This window comes from Thioclava sp. 'Guangxiensis' (genome assembly GCF_045348365.1).
GTDB classification, from domain to species: Bacteria; Pseudomonadota; Alphaproteobacteria; order Rhodobacterales; family Rhodobacteraceae; genus Thioclava; species Thioclava kandeliae.
In genome coordinates this window covers 369,574-389,156 of the sequence record NZ_CP155823.1, presented here as the reverse complement: position 1 = coordinate 389,156, position 19,583 = coordinate 369,574, and the positions used below count along the sequence as shown (strand labels likewise).

At 62.2% G+C, this 19,583-nt stretch carries 25 protein-coding genes; 20 read left to right on the top strand and 5 right to left on the bottom strand.

Annotated elements, in window-relative coordinates:
* Positions 1-152 precede the first annotated feature (152 nt).
* The 5 genes from ABEB22_RS15300 to ABEB22_RS15280 form a co-directional block, all read right to left on the bottom strand.
* Entirely contained in the window at positions 153-1,217 is a 1,065-nt protein-coding gene (locus tag ABEB22_RS15300; RefSeq protein WP_349295801.1) for a tyrosine-type recombinase/integrase, read from the bottom strand.
* The gene (locus ABEB22_RS15295) at positions 1,214-1,402 is read right to left on the bottom strand and encodes a hypothetical protein (RefSeq protein WP_349295800.1); all 189 of its coding nucleotides are present in this window, start codon (positions 1,400-1,402) and stop codon (positions 1,214-1,216) included. Before ABEB22_RS15295 ends, ABEB22_RS15300 begins: the two co-directional genes overlap by 4 nt.
* A 136-nt stretch (positions 1,403-1,538) precedes the next feature.
* Positions 1,539-1,835, bottom strand: a complete 297-nt coding sequence (locus tag ABEB22_RS15290) for a hypothetical protein (RefSeq protein WP_349295799.1) — start codon at positions 1,833-1,835, stop codon at positions 1,539-1,541.
* Positions 1,836-2,051: 216 nt separating this feature from the next.
* Positions 2,052-2,303: a DUF2312 domain-containing protein gene (locus tag ABEB22_RS15285; RefSeq protein ID WP_349295822.1), complete on the bottom strand. Its 252-nt coding sequence runs from the start codon at positions 2,301-2,303 to the stop codon at positions 2,052-2,054.
* 208 nt (positions 2,304-2,511) lie between these two features.
* Positions 2,512-2,661 (bottom strand): hypothetical protein, encoded by a 150-nt coding sequence (locus tag ABEB22_RS15280; RefSeq protein ID WP_349295798.1) that lies wholly within the window; start codon positions 2,659-2,661, stop codon positions 2,512-2,514.
* 1,339 nt (positions 2,662-4,000) lie between these two features.
* Between ABEB22_RS15280 and ABEB22_RS15275 the strand changes: the two genes are divergently transcribed.
* The 20 genes from ABEB22_RS15275 to ABEB22_RS15180 all read left to right on the top strand — a co-directional run bounded on the left by ABEB22_RS15275 (position 4,001) and on the right by ABEB22_RS15180 (position 19,554).
* On the top strand, positions 4,001-4,465 hold the full coding sequence (locus tag ABEB22_RS15275; RefSeq protein WP_349295797.1) for a hypothetical protein: 465 nt from the start codon (positions 4,001-4,003) through the stop codon (positions 4,463-4,465).
* On the top strand, positions 4,465-4,923 hold the full coding sequence (locus tag ABEB22_RS15270) for a DUF1937 family protein (RefSeq protein ID WP_349295796.1): 459 nt from the start codon (positions 4,465-4,467) through the stop codon (positions 4,921-4,923). Before ABEB22_RS15275 ends, ABEB22_RS15270 begins: the two co-directional genes overlap by 1 nt.
* On the top strand, positions 4,923-5,558 hold the full coding sequence (locus tag ABEB22_RS15265) for a hypothetical protein (RefSeq protein ID WP_349295795.1): 636 nt from the start codon (positions 4,923-4,925) through the stop codon (positions 5,556-5,558). Before ABEB22_RS15270 ends, ABEB22_RS15265 begins: the two co-directional genes overlap by 1 nt.
* A 179-nt stretch (positions 5,559-5,737) precedes the next feature.
* Complete coding sequence (locus ABEB22_RS15260) at positions 5,738-6,316, top strand: hypothetical protein (RefSeq protein ID WP_349295794.1); 579 nt, start codon at positions 5,738-5,740, stop codon at positions 6,314-6,316.
* The gene (locus ABEB22_RS15255; protein WP_349295793.1) at positions 6,313-6,987 is read left to right on the top strand and encodes a hypothetical protein; all 675 of its coding nucleotides are present in this window, start codon (positions 6,313-6,315) and stop codon (positions 6,985-6,987) included. The genes ABEB22_RS15260 and ABEB22_RS15255 overlap by 4 nt, the downstream gene beginning before the upstream one ends.
* A gap of 98 nt (positions 6,988-7,085) precedes the next feature.
* Complete coding sequence (locus ABEB22_RS15250) at positions 7,086-7,373, top strand: hypothetical protein (RefSeq protein ID WP_349295792.1); 288 nt, start codon at positions 7,086-7,088, stop codon at positions 7,371-7,373.
* Positions 7,366-8,076, top strand: coding sequence for a hypothetical protein (locus ABEB22_RS15245; RefSeq protein WP_349295791.1), 711 nt, complete (start codon positions 7,366-7,368; stop codon positions 8,074-8,076). The genes ABEB22_RS15250 and ABEB22_RS15245 overlap by 8 nt, the downstream gene beginning before the upstream one ends.
* A 125-nt stretch (positions 8,077-8,201) precedes the next feature.
* Positions 8,202-8,849, top strand: a complete 648-nt coding sequence (locus tag ABEB22_RS15240; protein ID WP_349295790.1) for a hypothetical protein — start codon at positions 8,202-8,204, stop codon at positions 8,847-8,849.
* A complete protein-coding gene (locus ABEB22_RS15235) occupies positions 8,849-11,008 on the top strand; it encodes a terminase gpA endonuclease subunit (protein ID WP_349295789.1) in 2,160 nt (719 codons plus the stop codon). Before ABEB22_RS15240 ends, ABEB22_RS15235 begins: the two co-directional genes overlap by 1 nt.
* Before the next feature lie 4 nt (positions 11,009-11,012).
* A complete protein-coding gene (locus tag ABEB22_RS15230; protein ID WP_339113269.1) occupies positions 11,013-11,219 on the top strand; it encodes a phage head-tail joining protein in 207 nt (68 codons plus the stop codon).
* The gene (locus ABEB22_RS15225; protein WP_349295788.1) at positions 11,219-12,766 is read left to right on the top strand and encodes a phage portal protein; all 1,548 of its coding nucleotides are present in this window, start codon (positions 11,219-11,221) and stop codon (positions 12,764-12,766) included. Before ABEB22_RS15230 ends, ABEB22_RS15225 begins: the two co-directional genes overlap by 1 nt.
* A 10-nt stretch (positions 12,767-12,776) precedes the next feature.
* Positions 12,777-14,924 (top strand): head maturation protease, ClpP-related, encoded by a 2,148-nt coding sequence (locus ABEB22_RS15220; RefSeq protein WP_349295787.1) that lies wholly within the window; start codon positions 12,777-12,779, stop codon positions 14,922-14,924.
* Between the two features lie 86 nt (positions 14,925-15,010).
* Positions 15,011-15,355, top strand: a complete 345-nt coding sequence (locus ABEB22_RS15215) for a capsid cement protein (protein WP_339113265.1) — start codon at positions 15,011-15,013, stop codon at positions 15,353-15,355.
* Positions 15,352-15,678 (top strand): hypothetical protein, encoded by a 327-nt coding sequence (locus ABEB22_RS15210; RefSeq protein ID WP_349295786.1) that lies wholly within the window; start codon positions 15,352-15,354, stop codon positions 15,676-15,678. Before ABEB22_RS15215 ends, ABEB22_RS15210 begins: the two co-directional genes overlap by 4 nt.
* The gene (locus tag ABEB22_RS15205) at positions 15,675-16,085 is read left to right on the top strand and encodes a hypothetical protein (RefSeq protein ID WP_349295785.1); all 411 of its coding nucleotides are present in this window, start codon (positions 15,675-15,677) and stop codon (positions 16,083-16,085) included. The genes ABEB22_RS15210 and ABEB22_RS15205 overlap by 4 nt, the downstream gene beginning before the upstream one ends.
* Positions 16,086-16,123: 38 nt before the next feature.
* Complete coding sequence (locus ABEB22_RS15200) at positions 16,124-16,327, top strand: hypothetical protein (RefSeq protein WP_349295784.1); 204 nt, start codon at positions 16,124-16,126, stop codon at positions 16,325-16,327.
* 3 nt (positions 16,328-16,330) lie between these two features.
* On the top strand, positions 16,331-16,780 hold the full coding sequence (locus tag ABEB22_RS15195) for a hypothetical protein (RefSeq protein ID WP_349295783.1): 450 nt from the start codon (positions 16,331-16,333) through the stop codon (positions 16,778-16,780).
* Positions 16,781-16,891: 111 nt separating this feature from the next.
* Complete coding sequence (locus ABEB22_RS15190; protein WP_349295782.1) at positions 16,892-17,347, top strand: hypothetical protein; 456 nt, start codon at positions 16,892-16,894, stop codon at positions 17,345-17,347.
* 92 nt (positions 17,348-17,439) lie between these two features.
* Positions 17,440-17,676 (top strand): hypothetical protein, encoded by a 237-nt coding sequence (locus ABEB22_RS15185; protein ID WP_349295781.1) that lies wholly within the window; start codon positions 17,440-17,442, stop codon positions 17,674-17,676.
* Between the two features lie 147 nt (positions 17,677-17,823).
* Positions 17,824-19,554, top strand: a complete 1,731-nt coding sequence (locus ABEB22_RS15180; RefSeq protein ID WP_349295780.1) for a calcium-binding protein — start codon at positions 17,824-17,826, stop codon at positions 19,552-19,554.
* Positions 19,555-19,583: the final 29 nt, after the last annotated feature.

Below are 19,583 nucleotides of genomic sequence, written 5' to 3'. Positions count from 1 at the left end.
CAATTCACGATGTAAGGGATTGATTTACATGGTGGGCGGTGAGGGCCTGATACAGCACGAAATAACTGTTTAGTTTCAAGGCTTGGTGTCCCATGTTCACTCTTGTTTCTGGGATAACAAAATCAATGCTTTAGAGCGCGGGTGTCCCACGTCTACCAGTCGATACCCCGCAGAGTTTCCAGTGCCTGCTGCGCCAGTTTGGATCTTTCTGCGCCACGCGTATAGACTTCTGAGGTCTTGGCATTGCTATGCCCGTGTACGCTCATGATATGGTATTGGGATGCGCCATTCAGCGCGAGCAGCTCGCCCGCGGCTTTGCGGATGCCGTGAGGTGACCGCGCGAATAAACCGGCCTCGAGGACACGGTCACGAAACCAATTCCCGAGTGCGTCTTTGCTCGCAAACGGCTTGCCCCAGCCCGAAAGCAGGAAGGTCTCGCCAGTTTCGGTGGCTTCGATCGCCTTCGCCAAAGGCGCGAGAATGGGGATCTCGACCGGACTACTGCCTGCTTTCTGGGGTGTCCATTTCAGCCACCGCATTCCGTCCTTCTCGATGATATTTGATGGGCCGAGTTGATAGGCGTCCCCGATCCGGCAGGCCGTAAACATGAAAAGCGTCAACGCTAAGTGAGCTTTCGTTCCCAAAGGGTGCGTCTCTCGGAAGGCTTTCAGATCTTCAAGTGTCCAAGGTGTGGCGCCTTTTCCTTTCGTATTGAGCTTGCGCATATTATCGGTCGGGTTCTCCGTCAGAAAACCGCGATCAATCGCCCACACATACATTGCCCGGACAGATTTGATGAAGTTATCCGCTGCACCGGGGGTGTCGGCTTTCTTGTCTCGCAGCTTAACCAGCGCCTGCCGGGGCATCGCAGCTGATCTTTCGCCGACCTGAGCGCGCATCCAATTCAGGAAGACGGTTCTCTGATGGACCGTGGATTTGTGCAACTGATCACGCGCCAGCATCGCCTCAAGCTCCTTTAGGTACATCTGAACGAGCCAGCCCACCGATCCGGTGATCTCGGTCGGCTTTTTCTCGTCGGCCTCAAGCGCGAGTTGGATACCCTGTCTGGCCGTGTGATAGTGTTCATGAAAACGCGGGTGCTCTGGTCCGATGGCCAAAGTGATACGTTTTCGTTTGTCGCCGGCCAAACGCACTCGATACCGCACTTTCCCGCTCGGAAGTATTTCAGATATCAGTCCTGGAAGGTTGACCTTCATTCGTAATCGTCCCAGCCTTTAGGCTCTCCCGTTCGGAGTTCTTTGACTTGCTCTGACGTTCCGCCGAACATCAACCGGGCCTTTCCGTTTTCAATGATGATCTCGGAAATGGTCAATCCGGAGGACTTCGCCACTTGAATCGACCTTTCCAATTCTGACTTTGTAAAGCCGCGAGGTCTTCCCATTTGTTCCTCCTTCTGGTTCGTTAGGTGACCCCTCAGACTGATGCGAGGGCGTCAGAAATGGCCGCAACTGCAATGGGCTGTTCCCATGGCTGCCTCCTGAATGATCGGATCTGCGCTGCCACCGAGGGTGCTTCTTTCAGATAACGACTTCGGCGGGGTAGTTCTCTTCGCGCAGCTGACGAAGCTCTTCGGCGATCATAGTGCGCATAAGGTTGCCCAAGGCGCGACCATTGATGCCGCGACGGCGGGCTTCCTTGGCGAGGATGATGCTCTGGCGTGGGGCCGTCTCGGGGCGGGCCTCCAGCTTGCTGTTGGGCGCGTCCCAAGGGGCGCGAGGCATAGTGACGACACGGGCGCAAATGTTGGACTGACTAAGGCCATCCGGAATGATGACCGCGCGCTTCTCAATTTTGCGATGCTGATGGGAGGGCATTCTCTGTCCTTTCATAAGGGCCGGCGGACGCGGCAGGCCTCCGAACTGGTTGCCGCATCCGCCTGTCCGGCGCGCGTGGGACACGCCGAATTCCTGAGTTTGGGGCAGGGCCCGATAGGCGCTGGCCGAAGCTCGGGATCTTAGGGCGGCGCTGGTGGGTATTAAGCGCCGCCCCGTATCGGGCCCCGGGAGGAAAGGGGGTGGGGCCGGATGCTGTCAGTCCATCCCGAGCGCCTGCTTGTAGATGTCCATGATCGCCTCTTCCTCGGCGATGTCGTTCTTGTCGTGCTTGCGCAGGGCGATGATCTTTTTGAGGATCTTGGTGTCGTAGCCACGGGCCTTGGCCTCGGCCATCACGTCTTTCTGTTGCCCGGCGATATCCTTCTTCTCGGCCTCGAGGCTCTCGAACTGCTCAATGAACTGGCGCAACTCATCGCCGGTAACCTGATAGGCTTTGTCCTCGGCCACCTTGAAATCCGCGTCGGGTTTGGTCGGCGGCTTGCCCGCATTGGCGCGGCTGATGTTATGGGCCGTGCGGGCGAGGAGCTCGGGCGTCTCTGTGTTTTGGGGAATGGGCGTCATGGCGTTCACGATGGGCTCCTCGAGAAAAGTCCGGGCGGTGTCAGGCAGATCACCGCCCGGCAGTTGGGTTCGAGCAGTTCACAGGCAACCGATCTCAGAAAGCGGTGTTCTCGGCCTGCCATTGGGCGCAGGTCGCTTGCGCGATGGGGTCGAGATAGATCAGCAGGAGGAGGAGAGCCGCGCAGGCGCAGACGATGGCCCCAAGGGGCTTTCGCGAGGGTCTGGCTTGATAAAATGTCTGCATGACGCGGCTCCATCCTGAGAGGCGGCAGGCTCTTGTGTCGCTGCCAATGAAGGTTAGGTAAATGGAAGAAACGTCCAGAGTCAATATAAATATGGAAGATATTTCCAGATCTGTTTTCATAATATCTGGATGAAACATCTAGTAGTTAGGGCTCGCGCGGCTGGCGTGGGTAAGTATCCCGGAAGTGAATTGGGGTGGGGGGAGAATGGAGCTAAGGCTGCTGTGCCGAACATTGCTGGCTTTGCGCAAGAAGTATGGCTCTTTGAATGTTGCGCACGTTCGTTTGGTTCAGAAAACTTATGGTGTGCAAAGTATTCATGGCCTGTCCGTTCGGACGGGGTTGTCCCGCTCTTCGGTGAGAGTGGCGCTGCGTCATCTGTCCAAGTTGGACAGGGAGAAGGCTCAATTATAGAAAATCAGCCGATCTATCATTTGACGCGTCATGAAAGTCACGCGTAGCATGCAGCATTAAGCATGCGTATGGATTTAATTTTTGAATCTTATCGTAATGCTATGATTTTAATGCAGTAAGGCCCGAGGTTGATATGTCTCGGGAGATCGAACTCGGTGCTACTTGATGCGGAATAATTTAGGGGATAGGGCGCTGTTTTGGTTGTCAGATAGGTTAGGCCTGTCGATTGATGCGCTTTATTCCGTCCGGTTTGTAAGGTTTTTTATGAGCTTGCTCTGCAGGCTGGAGTCTATTCTGCTCATGTCGCCGCGGAATAAATAGTCCATCGTAACGCCCCAAATTTCTGCGCATGCAAAAGCATGCTCCGCCTTTAGTGGTTTCGTGCCATTCGCGGTCTTTGTGTAACTGGATGGGTCGTAGCCGAAACTCTTGGCGAAATTGTCACGGGTTAGACCGGTGGTTTCGCGGAGTGCCTCAAGGCGCGCTGCGACTCCCTCGATGTCTATTCGTGGCAAAGCTGGTCGATTACTCATGGGTGTATCTTCGCACTTTTTGAGTAATTTCCCATCGAATATATTTCCACTTCCTTTTTATGGAAGAATCGTCCAGAAAAAGAGAATGGAACAAAACTGCTCAATTTCAGCTCTCATTTCATTGTGGCCCTCTCGTGCCGCGTTCGCTGCTGATGTCGGTGCGAATGTTGCTGCGGTTTATAAGTGGGCTCAGACTGGTCGCATTCCCTCGGATTGGCAGCTGGCCGTAGTAAATGCAGCTACCGCTCGTGGCTTTGGATTTTGCAACCATAAGTGGATGCTCGAGCGTCATGCGCGCGAGGGTGCAGTCCAATGAAGAATGTCGTTTTTCCATGCTCTCCTTGTGACGCAGGTCGCGTCCAGATCCTAGCGAACAGTTTTTCCGGAGGTTCACATGCGCCCTGTTGAGGCCGGTTCGATCCAAGATGTGGTGTCAGATGTTTACGACGTGTTTGGCGGGGTGCGGAAGGCCTCTGCCGCGACGGGGCTCGCGCCTTCGGTTCTGAGCTACGGCACCGAGATGCGCGAGGATCGTCCGGGCGGATTGGGGGTGAACTACCTCGACCGCATGGCGCGGATGGACCCCGCAGCGGCGGCCATTCTTGCAAGCCATTTCGCGGCGCTTGCGGGCGGCGTGTTCCAACCGATCGAGGTGGCTGTGTTGGAGGAGCTCACGAGCGCTTGCGCCGATGCTATCAAAGAAAATGGCGAGGCGATCTTCTACGCTCTGCAGGCCGCGCGGTCTGGCCGGTGGGAAGACGCGCAGATAGCGCTGCCGGAAGTCGATGACTCGATCACCGAGATGACCGGGCTTCGCGCGATCCTGATGCAGACGATCCAGACGAAGGGGGGCAGGTGATGGGCGCCCCGTTTGATGAATGGGCCGCACTGTCGCATTCGGCCAAACCGCAGGACTGGTCCGGCCCGATCGTCTTCGGGGTAGGGCCTTCGGATGTTGTCGGGCGCTCGGGCGGAAAGCCTGTCTATGTGACCTCGACTGTCCGCCTTGATCTTTACCAGGTCACCGAAGCCGACGCGCTCTCGGCGGCGCGGGCCTGTGCCGAGCTGTCGCGCATGGGCATTTGGGCGGTCTCGCCCGTGATCCTCGGGGCGGCGATGCTCGAGGTCGATATGCATCTCAAAATCAACGAGCCGGTCGGCTGGGCCAAACAGGTCGCAGGTCTCCGCAATGCGGCGGGCGCGATCTGGGTGCCTGCCTGCCGTGGATGGGCAAGCTGCCCGCAGATCTGGGCCGATGTGCAATGGGCTGCCTCGCACGGGGTGCCCGTCATGGTCGAAGCGAAAGGGGTGATGTGATGGGTGTTGTTGAACGGGCCTTCACTGTCGTCGATACCGAGGATCTTCTCGAATATCCCTTTGATGAGAATACGCGTCTCGACAGCCATCACTTCATGGCGTGGGAACACGGACGCTGGCTCAATTCCTCCATGCGGGCGAAGGGCACGGCGGAATGCCGGGCGCTGTATTTCGACCTGATCTGCATCTCGATGGAGCAGACGCCGGTCGGCACCTTGCCGGATGATCTGGACGAGCTGGCCTTCCACCTGCGTGTCGACTCGGCGCATTTCAAAGCGCTGTGCCGGATGGATTACGGCCCGCTGCACAAGTGGCAATCGTGCCAGACAAAGGGCGGGGCACGGCGGCTCTATCACCCGCATGTGCTGCTGATGGTCACCGACGCGATCTCGCGTAAGCATGACAATCAGGCCAAGAATGACGCGGCCAACAAGGCCAAGCGCCTGCAGCGTCTGCGTACGACGCTGGCCAGCTATAACGCGAGCCTTGCCGAGCAGGATGGCGCGGTGCTGTGGATCGAGGATTGGCTGTCGGAGCGGTGCTCCGGCTATCGCACCTCTGCCTGGATCGAGCAGGCCCTTGGCGCTTGGTCGGCGCATTCGATGCAGCTGAACCGGACGCGTTCGGCTTTCTGAATTTCTGTCCAAAGTGTCTTCAATCTGTCCGCCAGACAGATTTGGACGAATTCCGGACAGATTTAAAAGTGTCCTGCACGACAGGGACAAAGACAGAGACATAACAGTTACCCGCACCCCGGACGGAAAAGGGCGGTGGCTGTGGATAAGTCGGGATCTGCTGAGAAAGGAGCGGTGACATGGACAGTGTGGAACAGGCGACCGGCGAGAAGCGTGTGCGGGCGGTGCTTTTCGAGCCGCTCATGCGGCTGGGGCTCGGGCGGCCTTCGACCGTGACCAAGGCGGGCTTCGAGGAGATGATCGAGGAGGTGAGCGGCAAGCTCGCCTATATGTCCGGGATCAATCTCGATGCGCTCAAGGAAGAGATCGTCGCGCATCCGGGCGGTGCGCGCGGTGATCGGATCTGGGCGGGCGCGCAGATCCTGAAGAAGGCCGCCGAGATCGATCCGCCCGAAGAGACCGGCAGCCCGCTGATGCGCGCGGTCTTTGCCAGTGCGATGGGGCGCGAGGCGCTGCGCGATGGCTGGGCGCCCGAGCTGCGCCGCGCGGTCAAGGATACCCGCCGCTGGCCAAATGCGTTCGCCGCCAGCCAGCTGCGCGAGAAGGCGCGGGAGAACCTGCGCCGCCTGATGCTGATCGAGGAGAACATGGCCGCCGGCCGGCAGGTCTCGGATGACGACATGGCCTTTCGCCACCGGCGGCAGGTGGCGATGAACCAATGCGAGAAAATCGCGAAGCTGGCAGGGGCAGAGCAATGATGATGACGGATGTGCGGCGGGGCCGGATCGTGGCGGCGGGGCCTCGGGTGATGAGTGTGCGCTCGGCGCTGGAATGGGCCTTCGGGCCGGAGAATGCGCGGATGGATTTCGACCATAGCGGGGCGCATGAGTTTGATCGCGTGGGCGTCTCGCCCGAATGGCGGATGATGCAGCAGGCCAAGCTCGGCTGCCGCGTCGATGGCGGTGGCGCTGGCCTGGCGCCGCATGTGCATCCCGACGCGGCGATGATCGCGGCAGCGGTCGAGGCGCTGGAGCTGAACCCGATGTTCGGGCGCAAGATGGCGGTGCTGGTGGCGACCCATGCGCGTGCAGGGACTGCGCCGGATTGGCGGGGATCTGCGCGCCGTCATGTGGTGCCGGTTGGTTGGGATTTCGACAAAGAGGGCGCATCGATTGCGCTCGAGGCTAAAGGTGATGACTGGTCCTATCGCTCGGCTCGGTCGCGCAACCTGCGGAAGGTTGGCAGTCGATGCTGCCCGATCTCTTTCGTGGGGGGTGGTTCGGAGACAGCAAAGCGCCGTCGAGCCTATCTCGATTGGTGTGGTGCGCTTCTTGAAGTGGCTTCGCAGCTTCGCGTTCCTGGCTATCTCGACACCATCATCGTTACCAGCGCCCAGCCTGTGCTCTCTCCGTGGAGAAATAGGAGTTGACTGCATCAGTCCGATTTGACATTTTGCAGTCACCACACGAGCGCCCGAAGGTTGAAAGACCTTGCGGGCGTTTTCTATTTCCAGACATTGGTGGCGATATGCATAAGGTTGAACGCGTATGGTTCGATCCGTCGGAGGATGGGCGAGGGGTGCGGATGCGCCTCTCCTTCAAGGCTTTGACGGTCGCTCCTGTTGAGACCACGAATGAATGGTGCTGCCGGATGGTCGGACCGGAGGGACCGATCGGCTATCTTGTCCTGCGCTTCTTCGGCTTGATCGGCGGGTGCGCGGTTTTCAATGTCTCGCGCCTCCTGCCAGCCAATGCCGAGCTCGAGGCCGAGGAGGTGATCATCCCGCATTCACCCGAGTGGTTCCGAGATGCCTAACCCCATCCTCGACACCTCCGGCTTCACTACGGCGCTCGACACGCTGGCCAAGCGCGATGTGGTGATCGCCTCGACCTGGGCGCTCAATGACACGGTGGAGGAGGCGCGGGCGCATGTGGCGGAGCGGATGACGGTGGTTTTTGATCGGCCCACGCGGTTCACGCAGAAGGCGTTCCGGGTTCGCAAAGCCCGCACCTCCGATCTGGAGGCTGCGGTCGAGGAGCGGGCGGTGATTGGCCGGCGCCATTACCTGAAGGTGCAGGAAGAGGGCGGGCCAAGGGGCCAGACAGGCTTCGAGAAGCTTCTGGCGCAGAACCTAGCCTTTGAAGGCATTATCCAGTCGGTGATCCCTGCCGAGGGCGCGCGGCTTGATGCCTATGGCAACTGGTCGACGGGCGAGCGCAATCAGGTGCTCTCGGCGCTGAATGCCCAGCGGGACCGCGCGGCCAACGAGACCAAAGCCTCGCGCAAACGTAAACCTAAACGGGCGCGCTACTTCGTGCCCAAAGCGGGGCTCACGCAGGACATCTACAAGCGCGGGCCGTCGGGCATTGCCGAGCGGGTGGCGATCCTGTCGGACAAGGTGCCGGTCTATCAGAAACGGCTGGGCTTCTTCGCCGAGGCCGAGCGGATCTACGAGACGCGGCTGCCCGCCCATCTGGGCCGGACGCTCGCCAAGATGATCGCCAAACGCTTCGGGTAAGCCCACGGGTCCTTCCGGGCCCATGCCCGCATGCGGGTAATTCGCACCCCGTGCCTCTGACATCGTGTTTTTTTGTCGGGGGTATCTGTTTGGGTTGTTGTTGTTATTCAGGGAGTTGATCTGTCATGACCTTCAATCTGGAGGAGGCGCTTGAACTCTATCCTCTGCCAGAGTCGGTCGAGGACGGGATCGTCAACCGCACGCAGCTCGCGCGCGGGCTCAACAAGACCGAGCCGATCATCAGCAAATATCTCGAGCAGGGCATGCCGGTGGTGGCGCGCGGCTCGAACGGGCAATCCTACGCGTTCCGGCTCTCGGAATGCTATGCCTGGAAAATGTGGCGCGATGGCGAGACGCAGCGCCGGTTCGAGGCCAGCGAACGCGCCTCGGCGCAGATGTCGCTTCTTTTCCGCAATGACGAGGATGCCGATCCGAACGAGCAGGTGCTGACAGCGGCGCAGATCGCCGAAGAGGCGGATGCCGATTACAAACGCTCGCGCGCGGCGGAGGCGCGGGGCGATCTGGTGCGCCGTGCCCGGATGCAGGCGATGATCGATGACGTGCTGACCACGTTCCGCAACGCGATGATGTCGCTGCCCGATTTTGCCGAAGTGGAGTTCGGCCTCGCGCCTGCCCAGGTCGACAAGCTGCAAAGCCGCTGTGACGAGGTGCTGGTGCAGGCCGCGCTGCGCATCCGCAAGGACATGTTCGAGACCCCCGCCATCGTGCGGGCGCTGAAGGGAGGCGATCCCGTCCAGCAGGAGGAAGCCTGATGATCGAGATCGATACCACCCGCATGGGCGCGCAGTCCTCCCGTCTGCGCGAGCCGCTGCCGCCCTATACGCGGCCCGAGGAGATCCTCGCCGATGCCATGCCGATCATCGAGACGGTGAACCGGATGAGCGTGACCGATGCCGCCGAGCGCTATGTGCGGGTCGAGACGCAGGGCAACTGGCAGCTGATCGACCGGATGATGACGCCCTATATGGTCGAGCCCGCCGATATGACCGGCTCGCGCCGCTTCAAGGTGGTGGCCTTCGTGGGCCCCTCGCAATCGGGCAAGACGGTGATGCTGCAGACAAGCTGCCTGCACCGCGTGATGTGTGATCCGATGCCGGTGCAGGTGATCCATATGTCGCGCCCCGAGCGCGATAAATGGGTCGAACACAAGCTCGATCCGATCGTGCGCAACAGCCCGCGCATCCATGACCTCTTGGGCAAAGGCCGCGATGACAGCACCTTCTCGCGCAAGCGCTTCCGCGGCACGCGGGTCGAGATCGGCTATCCCACGGCCCAGCAGCTCTCGGGCGGGACCTACGGGCTGGTGGCGATGACGGATTTTGACCACTTTCCGGTGGTGCTCGGCACCAAGGACAGCCCCGAGGGCACGCCCTACCGCATGGCGCGCCAGCGGATCCGGACCTATCTCAGCCGCGGCTGTGTGCTGGTCGAGAGCACGCCCGCCCATCCTTGGGAGGATCCGAGCTGGCATTCGGGGCCCGACACCCCGCATATGCTGCCGCCCACCACGGCGGGCATCGTGAACATCTACAATGAGGGCACGCGGGGGCGGTGGTATTGGGAATGCCCGGACTGCACGGGCCTCTTCGAGCCGCGCTTCGACCGGCTCGTCTATGACGCGGCGCTTGATCCGGGCGATGCAGGCGTCGGGGCCGAGATGGGCTGTCCGCATTGCGGGGCGCTGATCGCGCACCGCCACAAGATCGAGCTGAACCGCCGTGCGCTGATGGGCCATGGCGGCTGGCTCCATGAGGGGCAGGAGGTCGATGAGGCGGGCCGGCGGGCGCTGGTGCCGATCGGCGATAGTGCGGTGCGGCGCACCGATGTGGCGAGCTACTCGCTCGACGGGGCGGCGGCAACCTTTGCCAACTGGCCCGAGCTCGTGGCGAACTTCGAGGCGGCGCGACGCAAGGCGGAGGATCTGAGCGACGAGAGCGAGCTGTCTGGCGTCTATTACACCGAGATCGGCAGGCCCTATCGCGGTGCGTTTGGCAAGGAGGCCGAGATCGGGCTGCAATTCCTCAAGGATCACGCGCAGGCCACGCCGCGCGGGGTGCTGCCCGACTGGGTGCGCTTTGTCACCGTCTCGGTCGATGTGCAGGATAACCGCTTTCCGGTGCAGGTCACCGCCTGGGGCGAGGGGGGACGGGCGCAGGTGGTCGAACGCCATGATCTGGTCACCCCGCCCGAAGGCGCGCCCAATACCGAAGCCGAGCGTTCGGTGCAGCCCGCGCGCTATGGCGAGGACTGGGCAGTGCTCGAGGCGCTCGGCGAGCAGGTCTGGCCGGTCTCGGGTGCGGGCTACGGGCTGCGCGCCATCGCGCTGGTGGTGGACTTCCAGGGCTCGCCCGGGGTGTCGGACAATGCCGAGGCCTTCTGGCGCGGGCGCAAGGCGGCAGGTCTTGCCAAACGCTGGTTCATCTCGCGCGGGCGCGGCGGGTTCAAACTGCCCGCCCGCGTCTGGCTCGATACGCCGGAACGGGGATCAAAAGGCAGAAAGGCCCGCTCGATCAGGATCCTCAATATCGCGACCGACCGGATCAAGGACACGGTGAGTGCGGCGATCGGCAAGGTGAATGGCGATGCGGCAGGCGCCTTCTACACCGCGCTCTGGATGAGCGACGACCAGCTTGGCGAGCTGATCGCCGAGGAGCGCGGCAAGGAGGGCTGGGAGAAGCGGCGCGGCCAGATCCGCAACGAGAGCTTCGATCTCTCGGTGCAGGCGCGGGCATTGGCCGAATATCTCGGCCTCCTGCGCATCCGCGACTGGGAGACAGCCCCCGGCTGGGCGGCGGCGGGCCCTCTCAATTCCATGGCGGTGGCCCTTGCGGAGACGGCCGCTCCGGCCGCCGCTCCAAAGCCCGCGCGCCCGAGGCGCAGGGTCCAGACACTCAACTATCTGCGGAGATGATCGCATGGCCTATACGCAGGACCAGATCGACAAACTGAAGGCGGCGATGGCCAAAGGTGTGACCAGCGTCGAGGTCAATGGCGAGCGGGTGCAGTTCCGCAGCCTCGACGAGATGCAGCGCCAGCTGGGCCGGATGCAGGCGGAGGTGACGGGGGCGGGGCGGGTCTCCACCCTGCGCCAGCTGCGCCCGCGCCTGAGCCGGGGGCTGTGATGGTCGGCCGCAGCAAAGGACCACTGCAGGCCGGTCCGCGTCTTCTCGACCGGATGATCGGCTATCTCGCCCCCGAGGCGGGGCTCTCGCGGATGCTCGCACGCAAGCGGCTCGGCATGCTCATGCATTACGATGCCGCCTCGCGCTCGTCGCGCACCAGCAGCTGGCATGGCACGGGCAGTTCCGCCGATCGGGCGGGGATGGCGCAGGGCGCGCGGATGCGGCTGCGCGGGGTGAGCCGCGATTTTGTGCGCAACCGCCCCTATGCGGCGCGCGGGATCTCGGTGATCACCGGCAATGTGGTGGGCACGGGGATCATTCCCTCGGTCAAGGCCAGCGCCGACCGCACCCGCCAGAAGGCCGAGGCGATCGTGCTCGGGCATCTGGGCAGCACCGATCTCGATGCGATGGGGGTGCTGCATCTGGCGGGCCTTCAGCGGGCTGCGATGAATGCGGTGGTCGAGGATGGCGAGGTGCTGGTGCGCAGGCGTTGGCGGCGGGGGGCACAGGCGCGCCGGTTGAAGCTGCCCTTCCAGATCGAGCTTCTCGAGGCCGATTATCTCTGCCCCTGGGTGACCTCCCACGGCGGCAACGAGGTGATCGACGGGCTGGAGATCGGGCCCGAGGGCAGGGTGGTGGCCTATCACCTCTTCTGCCAGCATCCGGGCACCGCCTCCGCCCGCACCGATCTGTCGGTGATCCGCGTGCCGGCCGAGGATATCCTGCATATCCGCCGGATCGACCGTCCGGGCCAGCTGCGCGGGATCAGCTGGTTTGCGCCCGTGCTCCTGACGCTTGGCGATCTGTCGGATTATCAGGAGGGCGAGATCCTCAAGCAGAAGATGGCCGCCCTCATGGCGGGCTTTGTCGAGCGCGAAGATAATGACGGGCCTGCGTCTTCGTCGGATGCCGAGGAGGAGGCAGAGGCAATGGGGCTCAGCAATGTGGCACCCGGCACGCTGACCGAGCTGCCGCCCGGCACAAAAATCTCGTGGAGCACACCGCCGAAGGTCGATGGCTATGATCCGTTCATGCGCCAGACGCTGGCGGCGGTCGCGATGGGGCTCGGGATCACCTATGAGGCGCTGGCGGGCGATCTGAGCCATGTGAACTTCTCCTCGGGCCGGATGGGGCGGATGGAGATGGACCGCAATGTAGAGACCTGGCAGCAGCAGGTGATGATCGGCCAGCTCTGCGAGGGGCTCGGGCGCTGGACGCTCGAGGCCTGGCAGATGGCCTTCCTGCGCGCGCCGGGCTTTACGCTCGGCTGGACGGCCCCACGCCGTCCGGTGATCGACCCGACCCGCGAGATCCCCGCGAAGATCCGCGAGATCGAGGCGGGGCTGACAAGCCGCCAGCGGGCGCAGCGCGAGATGGGGCTCGATCCGGCGGTAATCCGGCGCGAGCGGATCGAGGATGCGGCGCAAGACGAGAGCGAGGGCGGCGGGCCGGTGCCGCCCGCTCCCAGAACCACGCGACCGCCGACGGCCACGACGACGGCGACACCAGACGCGGCGCAGGCGCAGCCCGCCGCGCGCAAACCCTGAGGACAGTTTTATGCCACAGCCTTTGCTACAGGGCGCAGAGATCGTGCTGACCGGTGCGATCCTGCCGGACCCCTATGTCTATCCCGAGGATGAGGGGGTGTTCAGCCCCGCCATGGTGCGCCGCGCGCTCGAGGCCTGCGCGGGCCAGGCGGCGATCACCATCCGGATCAACTCGCCGGGCGGGGATCCGTCGGCGGCCGAGGATGTGCGGATGATGCTCACCGAAGCCCCGGCGCGGATCACTATGCGGATCATCGGCGAGGCCTCTTCGGCGGCCTCGCTTCTGGTGATGGGCGCGGACCGGATCGAGATGAGCGCGGGCTCGGTGATGATGATCCATGACCCCTCGGTGCTGGCCATGGGCAATGCCGCCGATCACCTTAAGGCCGCCGAGCGGCTCGACAGCGCCGCCCAAGGGTACGCCGCGATCTATGCGGCCCGCGCGCGGATGAGCCCGCAGGAGGCGCGCGCGCTGATGATGGCCGAGACCTGGATGACTGCCGAGGAGGCGGTGGCCAAGGGCTTTGCCGATGCGGTGATCGCGGGCGAGGCGCGCACGGGCCCGCCCGATCAGCGCGCGCCCGCGGAGATGATAGCCGCCGCGCAGCGCCACTATTCCGAGACCTGCGTGTGGATGTCCTCGCTGACCGCCCGCGCGCCGCAACCCTTACAGACACAACCGGCCGAGACGGCCCTCAAGGAGGTATCCATGACCACCCCCACCACCCAGACGACGCCCCAGACCACGGCCACGCCGCCCGCCAGTGAGACGGCCAGCAGCACGCCCGCGGCCCTCGGCATGACCAGCGCAGCGGATGCCAGCACCGCGCCCGCGCCCCAAACCGCGCAGCCGATGCAGATGAGCTCGGAGCAGGCGGTGGTCAATGAGCGCCGCCGCGCCCGCGCGATCCTCTCGGCCGCGCGCCCGCACATGAGCGCGGGCAGCCTCAGCGAGAGCTTTGTCGAGGCGCTGATCGATGAGGGGGTGAGCATCGAGACCGCCTCGCATCGCATGCTGCAGGAAATCTCGGCCGCCCAGCCCGATATCTCGATGGCCCGCTCCGAGCGCGGCTATCAACCCGCCCGCGTGGGCCGCGAGGATCGCGACACGCGCCGCGAGGGCATGACCATGGCGCTCACCTCGCGCATCTCGGGCGAGGCGCCCGCCGATGACCGCGCGCGGCCCTATATGGAGATGTCGATCCACGAGATGGCGGCCGCCTCCATGGGCGCCCGCGCGCCGGGCTTTGGTTCTTATGCCTCGCGCGAGGATGTCATCATGAGCGCGATGCAGAGCGGCTCGGACTTCCCCAATATCCTCTCGCTCTCGGTCAACCGCGTGCTCGAGCAGGGCTATGATCTGGTCGGGCGCACCTTCACGGCGCTCTCGCGGGAGATGGAGTTCAACGACTTCCGCGAGCATAGCGTGGTGCGCCCCGACGAGTTCCCGACGCTGCAGAAGGTCAACGAGACGGGCGAGATCAAGTTCGGCTCGATCGGCGACAGCTCCGAGACGCTGGCGCTCGGCTCCTATGCCACGGGGCTCGCGATCTCGCGCCATGCGCTGGTCAATGACGATATGGGCGCGATCCAGGGGGTGATCGACAATGCCGGCGCGATCGTGCCCGAGTTCGAGGAGAGCCTCTTCTGGCAGATCTTCCTGTCGAACCCCAAGCTGCGCGATGGCAAGCCGGTGTTCCATGCCGATCATGGCAATCTCGGCACGGCGGCGGCGATCTCGGTCAATGCGATCTCGGCAGGCCGCAAGGCGCTGCGCCAGATGAAGGCCGCCGATGGCAAGCGGGTGATCACGATGAATGCGCCCGCGATCCTGCTGGTCGGGCCCGAGAACGAGACGCTGGCCGAGCAGTATATGGCGCAGAACGTGCAGCCCACCAAAGCCACCGATACCAACCCGTTTGCGGGCAAGCTGCGCCCGGTCGTGGTTGAGGCGATCGAGGGCAAGGAATGGTATCTGCTGGTCGATCCGTCGAAGCGTAGCCATTCGTTCAAACATGGCTATCTGCGCGGGCGCAAGGCACCGCGGGTGCGGGTGGACGAGCCCTTCGGCACCCAGGGCATGCGCATGACGCTCGAGCATGATTTTGGCGCGGGCGCCGTGAACTATCGCGGGGCCTACCGCAACCCCGGCCAGTAAGCGGGCAGGCAAAGACCGATGACCTGACGAAAGAGCGCCCCTTGTGGCGCTCTTTGTCGTTTGACCTCTGACCAAAGGAGACAGCCATGAAAGGCTATTACCATAAGGGCGACAGTGTCGCCGTGATTGCCCCCTATGATGTGACGGCCTCCGAGCCGGTGAGGGTGGGCGTGCTCTTCGGCCTGACGGGCTATGCCGCAGCCGAAGGCCAGGAGGTGGAGATCACCCGCCAGATCGCCTGCAACCTGCCCAAGCCCGCAGCGCTCGCGATCGCGGCCGGCGCTGCGCTTTACTGGGATGCGGAAGCGAAAGTGCTGACCACCGAGATCGGGGCCGAGGGGGCGGAGAAGCCGCTGGTGGGGGCGGCTCTGACGGATGCCACGGCGGGCAGTGCCGTGGTCTTCGGCCTCCTCGATGGCACGATCCGGTGAGTTACTTCCTGACGGGGATGGCGGATATCTGTTCCGACCTTCTGGGCGGTCCGGTTCTCTACACCCCCAAGGGCGGGGCCCCGCGCGAGATCCAATCGATCTTCCGCGCCGAGCCGATCGAGGCCGAGGATCAGGACGGCCACCCGATCACCATCATGGCGCCCACATGGCGGGTGCGGCGGGATCTGGTGCCGGATCTCGCCAAGGGCGACCGGATCGACCCGCAGACGGGTGATCTCTATACCATCGCGCTGATCCGGCCCTCGGGCTCGCCCGCCGCCGATGCCTTTATCATCTGCGAGCTCTCCAAGGTGCGGGGATGAGCCGGACGCAGTTCCGCGAACTGGCCAAGGCGGCACTCGCCAGCGCTTCTGACCTTTCGGGCGTCACGCTGGTCTCGGCCTGGGCGGGCAACTTCTCGGCCCATGACCTGCCGGTGATGGGTGTGGCCACCCCGCGCGAGCGGGGGCGTCCGGGCACGCTGGCCTCTTTCGAGCGCGAAGTGCTCCTGCAGGTGGTGATCAAACGTTTGGGCGGCACGGAGATCGAGGATCAGCTCGACCGCGATGCCGAGGCGATCGAGGCGGCGGTGATGGGGGCCTTCGGCACCGAGCGGATCACCCTGACGCCCGAAGAGGTCACCACCACCCTCAATGGCGAGGGCGAGGCGGTGATCGGCACCGCCGTTGTCAGCTTCACCCTCAATTATCTCAAACCCCTGCGCCGGTAAGGCGCGGGGATCTTTCCTCACAGCAAAGGAGCTTCGCGATGCCGAAGGTCAAGAATACCGGGTCGAGCGATCTGACCCTGCCGAGCGGTCATGTCCTGCCTGCGGGCAAAGAGACCGAACTACCTCAGGCGGTGCTCGATCTGATCGATAACCGCAATGTGCTTGGCGGGCGGATCCGCTCGGGCGCGATCATCATTGCAGCGGAGACCAAACCCGCCGCCACCCCCGAGAAGAAAGGCTAAGCCATGACCCAACGCACCTATATCGGCGCCACTGTCGAAGTGGCCGAAGGCAAGCCCGCGACGCTCGATGCAGCGGGCTTTGGCGCCCTCACCGGCTTTTCTGAGGTGGGCGAGATCACCGAGTTCGGCGAGATCGGCGATACCTCGGAGGACACCACCGAGACCACGCTCAAGGGCCGGACGCTGCATGTGAACGGCGCGCTTGATGGCGGCACCTGCGACTTCACCTTCCTCCTCACCGGCGAGACCGATGCGGGGCAGGAGATCCTGAAGGCCAAGTCGAACACCAACGAGGATGTGTCGGTGAAGATCACCGATCCCGATGGCGAGGTGATCTATTTCCACACCAAGGTCGCCAATATCCGCGACCGTTCGCGCACGGCCTCGACCGCCAAGGGCATGACCGGCCAGTTCCGCATCAACTCGGCGCTGGTGCGGGTCGCGGCGGCCTAAGCCAACACAAAGAGATCTCCGGCGCGGGCTTGCGCCGGAGCCGGGCGGTTGCGGGCGTGGTTCACCCGCAGCCGCCCTTTTGCTTGAACCCGAACCCCAAGGATATGACCCATGGACTTCACCAAATTCGACAGCCGCTCGGCCGCAGACAAACCCGCCCGCCTGCATCTCAAAGACCCCGCCTCGGGCGAGGAGCTCTTTGCCGATGAGGCGCGCCTGAAGCCTTGCGTGGTGCTGGTGCGCGGCACCGAGAGCCGCGCCGTGCAATCGGCCCTGCGCGCGGTGCAACGCGCCAAGCTGAAGGACAAACCCAAAAAGGAGAGCGAGGAGGCGCGCACCCTCGAGGATCTCCACACCCAGATGGTCGATGGCGCCGTGCCCCTGATCACCGGCTTCGAGAATATCGCCCGCGGGGAGGCGGCGCTGACCACCTCCGAAGATGATCTGCGCTGGTTCCTGAACCTGCAGATGATCAACGGTCAGGAGGGCGAGAAGAGCTTTGCCGAACAGGTGCTGGCCTTCGCCTCCAAGCGCGAGAGCTATCTGGGAAACGCAAACGCGCGCTGATCGCCTATGCACGCCAGCTGGGCCATCTCCACTCCACGCCCAGATCGTGGAGCGAGACCCGGCTGGCCTTCGCCGAGCGTATGGGGCGGCCTTTGGGGCTGCCCGAACTCGATGCCGGCAGCTATCTGGTCGAGGCGATGATCCGCCTCGATCCGGTCCGCTCCACCGGCCTCGATCTGCGCGCCACCGACTGGCCCGAGATCAGCGCCTTCATGCAGGCCACGGGCCGGATCACCGAAGGCTGGGAGGCCGAGCTGCTCTTCGAGATGTGTGCCGGGTATTTTGCGGCACGGCAGGCGGGGGAGGATCCGTTGGCCGTGGGGGGGTAATATCGTTGGAAAACTTTGAACAGTTTCGAAGTTTGTAAGCAGTATGTTAGTTAGCCTTAAGCGTGCCTATCAAATATCTTTCAAGTTTTCGTTTGTTCTATAAGATGGGCTTTGTTAACCGTTGCTCTTATTTGGGGGATCATCGCAATGTCTTATATTTTGGGTAGTAGTGATGCTGATGACATTCAGCCAGGCTTTGTTGATGAAAACGGAGTAGCGTTTGATTATTCATCGCTGTCGCTTCTCAATTCGTTCGTGAATATTTGGGCTGGGAACGGCAATGACAATGTGAAGGGTGTAAGTTCTCACACCATTGCCCATGGTCAAGGCGGTGAGGATTCGATGGCGGTTTCCAACGTTGTTGAAACGCCTGGTTTGGAAGCCTACCGGCCTGTTCTCTATGGGGGCGATGATGCCGATACACTGCAAGGTGACGGAGACGTTTACCTTAATGGCAATGCCGGCAACGATGTCGTCGATTGGAACGGCCTCGGGTACGCTTCTTTGTCTGGCGAGAACGGCGACGATACCATCACCGCATCAATGACTGCGACGGGCACTGAAGAAGCGCGGATATTCACGGGTAACGGCGCAGATACAGTCAATGTAACGCTGGGCGATGGAGATCGTGCTACCGTTTTTCTTCATGAAGACGAGGCAGCTGCAGATACTGTTTCGATTTATTCGGATATTGATGCGGAAGAGGGTGGCCTTGTTGATCTGGGTCAAGACTTCGACCCTACGCAGGACACACTCGTTGTGAATGGGGTCAGCTACAGCGGAGATGACCTGGCGGCCCTTGGGAAAGATCCAACGGCAATCGATGGTGTTACGATCACGAGTCAGAGCGAGTATTCAGGCGACTTTACCTATCTGGCGTTTGATGGGAATGAAGATGGCGGTGCCGTAACCGTTCGTCTTTCCTCCGATGTCTTCGCGTCGAACGAAACTGATGACGAGGAAACCGACCAAGAAGAGACTACCGACGAAGATCAGAGTGCCGCAGAAGATACCGGCAATGACCGAGTGGAAGGGACCGAAAACGCCGACTTCATTCAGGATGATTACACTGATTCTGACGGTGACTCTACGGAGGATACAGTTCGCATCAATGGCTTTGGCGGCGATGACTACATCCGCATGAAGAATGGTCTTTCTCATATTATCGGTGGTGGCGACGGTAACGACAGCCTTTATGCTGTTAACGGCGAGCATCATGTTGCAGGTGAAGCGGGCGACGATCTCGTGGTAGGTGGCAACGAGAGCTGTCTGCTTGAAGGTGGTAAAGGTAACGATACACTCGTGGGCTATCTCGATCACGGTGCAGATCATGAAATGCATCTTGGCAAGGGGAATGATATTGTCGATTTGCGCGATGCCTCTGATACTGAAACCTCAAATGTGAGCGTCACAGATTTCCGTTTCGGTGAGGATCAGCTGATGTTCGATGGGGTGTCAGTTAACTTTGCTTCTCTGCCCGACGGAGTGACCGGTGCCGACGATGATGACGGAAACCTTGTTCTTTCATTCAACGATGATGATACGGTAACTTTGCACGGACAGTCCGTCTCTTCTATGCAGAGTTATGCTGATACCCTTAACACACAGCAAGAGGATGAAGCCGCGCAGTTGGCAGCTGATTGGACTGACGAAGACAAAGCTGCTGCTATTTCGGACGATGATGAAGCTGAAGCGGATGAAGACGCTTGGAGCCTTCTCGACACAGAGGTAGATGAGGGCAACGGCGATGATCAGGATGTTGCTTCTTCTGATGAGGCATCCTCAGAGGAAGACCTCGATTATCCCACGGTGCCAGTCGACGAGTACGTTGAGACGGCAGAACAGGAAGACGACGAAGATCTGGATTTGATCGCCTAAGGCTACAGCCTAGAAAATATATAATCCCA

What these genes read in the sequence shown, in the direction of transcription:
- ABEB22_RS15300 (WP_349295801.1), bottom strand. Translation starts at nt 1,217, where the DNA reads ATGAAGGTCAACCTTCCAGGACTGATATCTGAAATACTTCCGAGCGGG.
- ABEB22_RS15295 (WP_349295800.1), bottom strand. Translation starts at nt 1,402, where the DNA reads ATGGGAAGACCTCGCGGCTTTACAAAGTCAGAATTGGAAAGGTCGATT.
- ABEB22_RS15290 (WP_349295799.1), bottom strand. Translation starts at nt 1,835, where the DNA reads ATGCCCTCCCATCAGCATCGCAAAATTGAGAAGCGCGCGGTCATCATT.
- ABEB22_RS15280 (WP_349295798.1), bottom strand. Translation starts at nt 2,661, where the DNA reads ATGCAGACATTTTATCAAGCCAGACCCTCGCGAAAGCCCCTTGGGGCC.
- ABEB22_RS15275 (WP_349295797.1), top strand. Translation starts at nt 4,001, where the DNA reads ATGCGCCCTGTTGAGGCCGGTTCGATCCAAGATGTGGTGTCAGATGTT.
- ABEB22_RS15270 (WP_349295796.1), top strand. Translation starts at nt 4,465, where the DNA reads ATGGGCGCCCCGTTTGATGAATGGGCCGCACTGTCGCATTCGGCCAAA.
- ABEB22_RS15265 (WP_349295795.1), top strand. Translation starts at nt 4,923, where the DNA reads ATGGGTGTTGTTGAACGGGCCTTCACTGTCGTCGATACCGAGGATCTT.
- ABEB22_RS15260 (WP_349295794.1), top strand. Translation starts at nt 5,738, where the DNA reads ATGGACAGTGTGGAACAGGCGACCGGCGAGAAGCGTGTGCGGGCGGTG.
- ABEB22_RS15255 (WP_349295793.1), top strand. Translation starts at nt 6,313, where the DNA reads ATGATGATGACGGATGTGCGGCGGGGCCGGATCGTGGCGGCGGGGCCT.
- ABEB22_RS15250 (WP_349295792.1), top strand. Translation starts at nt 7,086, where the DNA reads ATGCATAAGGTTGAACGCGTATGGTTCGATCCGTCGGAGGATGGGCGA.
- ABEB22_RS15245 (WP_349295791.1), top strand. Translation starts at nt 7,366, where the DNA reads ATGCCTAACCCCATCCTCGACACCTCCGGCTTCACTACGGCGCTCGAC.
- ABEB22_RS15240 (WP_349295790.1), top strand. Translation starts at nt 8,202, where the DNA reads ATGACCTTCAATCTGGAGGAGGCGCTTGAACTCTATCCTCTGCCAGAG.
- ABEB22_RS15235 (WP_349295789.1), top strand. Translation starts at nt 8,849, where the DNA reads ATGATCGAGATCGATACCACCCGCATGGGCGCGCAGTCCTCCCGTCTG.
- ABEB22_RS15230 (WP_339113269.1), top strand. Translation starts at nt 11,013, where the DNA reads ATGGCCTATACGCAGGACCAGATCGACAAACTGAAGGCGGCGATGGCC.
- ABEB22_RS15225 (WP_349295788.1), top strand. Translation starts at nt 11,219, where the DNA reads ATGGTCGGCCGCAGCAAAGGACCACTGCAGGCCGGTCCGCGTCTTCTC.
- ABEB22_RS15220 (WP_349295787.1), top strand. Translation starts at nt 12,777, where the DNA reads ATGCCACAGCCTTTGCTACAGGGCGCAGAGATCGTGCTGACCGGTGCG.
- ABEB22_RS15215 (WP_339113265.1), top strand. Translation starts at nt 15,011, where the DNA reads ATGAAAGGCTATTACCATAAGGGCGACAGTGTCGCCGTGATTGCCCCC.
- ABEB22_RS15205 (WP_349295785.1), top strand. Translation starts at nt 15,675, where the DNA reads ATGAGCCGGACGCAGTTCCGCGAACTGGCCAAGGCGGCACTCGCCAGC.
- ABEB22_RS15200 (WP_349295784.1), top strand. Translation starts at nt 16,124, where the DNA reads ATGCCGAAGGTCAAGAATACCGGGTCGAGCGATCTGACCCTGCCGAGC.
- ABEB22_RS15195 (WP_349295783.1), top strand. Translation starts at nt 16,331, where the DNA reads ATGACCCAACGCACCTATATCGGCGCCACTGTCGAAGTGGCCGAAGGC.
- ABEB22_RS15190 (WP_349295782.1), top strand. Translation starts at nt 16,892, where the DNA reads ATGGACTTCACCAAATTCGACAGCCGCTCGGCCGCAGACAAACCCGCC.
- ABEB22_RS15180 (WP_349295780.1), top strand. Translation starts at nt 17,824, where the DNA reads ATGTCTTATATTTTGGGTAGTAGTGATGCTGATGACATTCAGCCAGGC.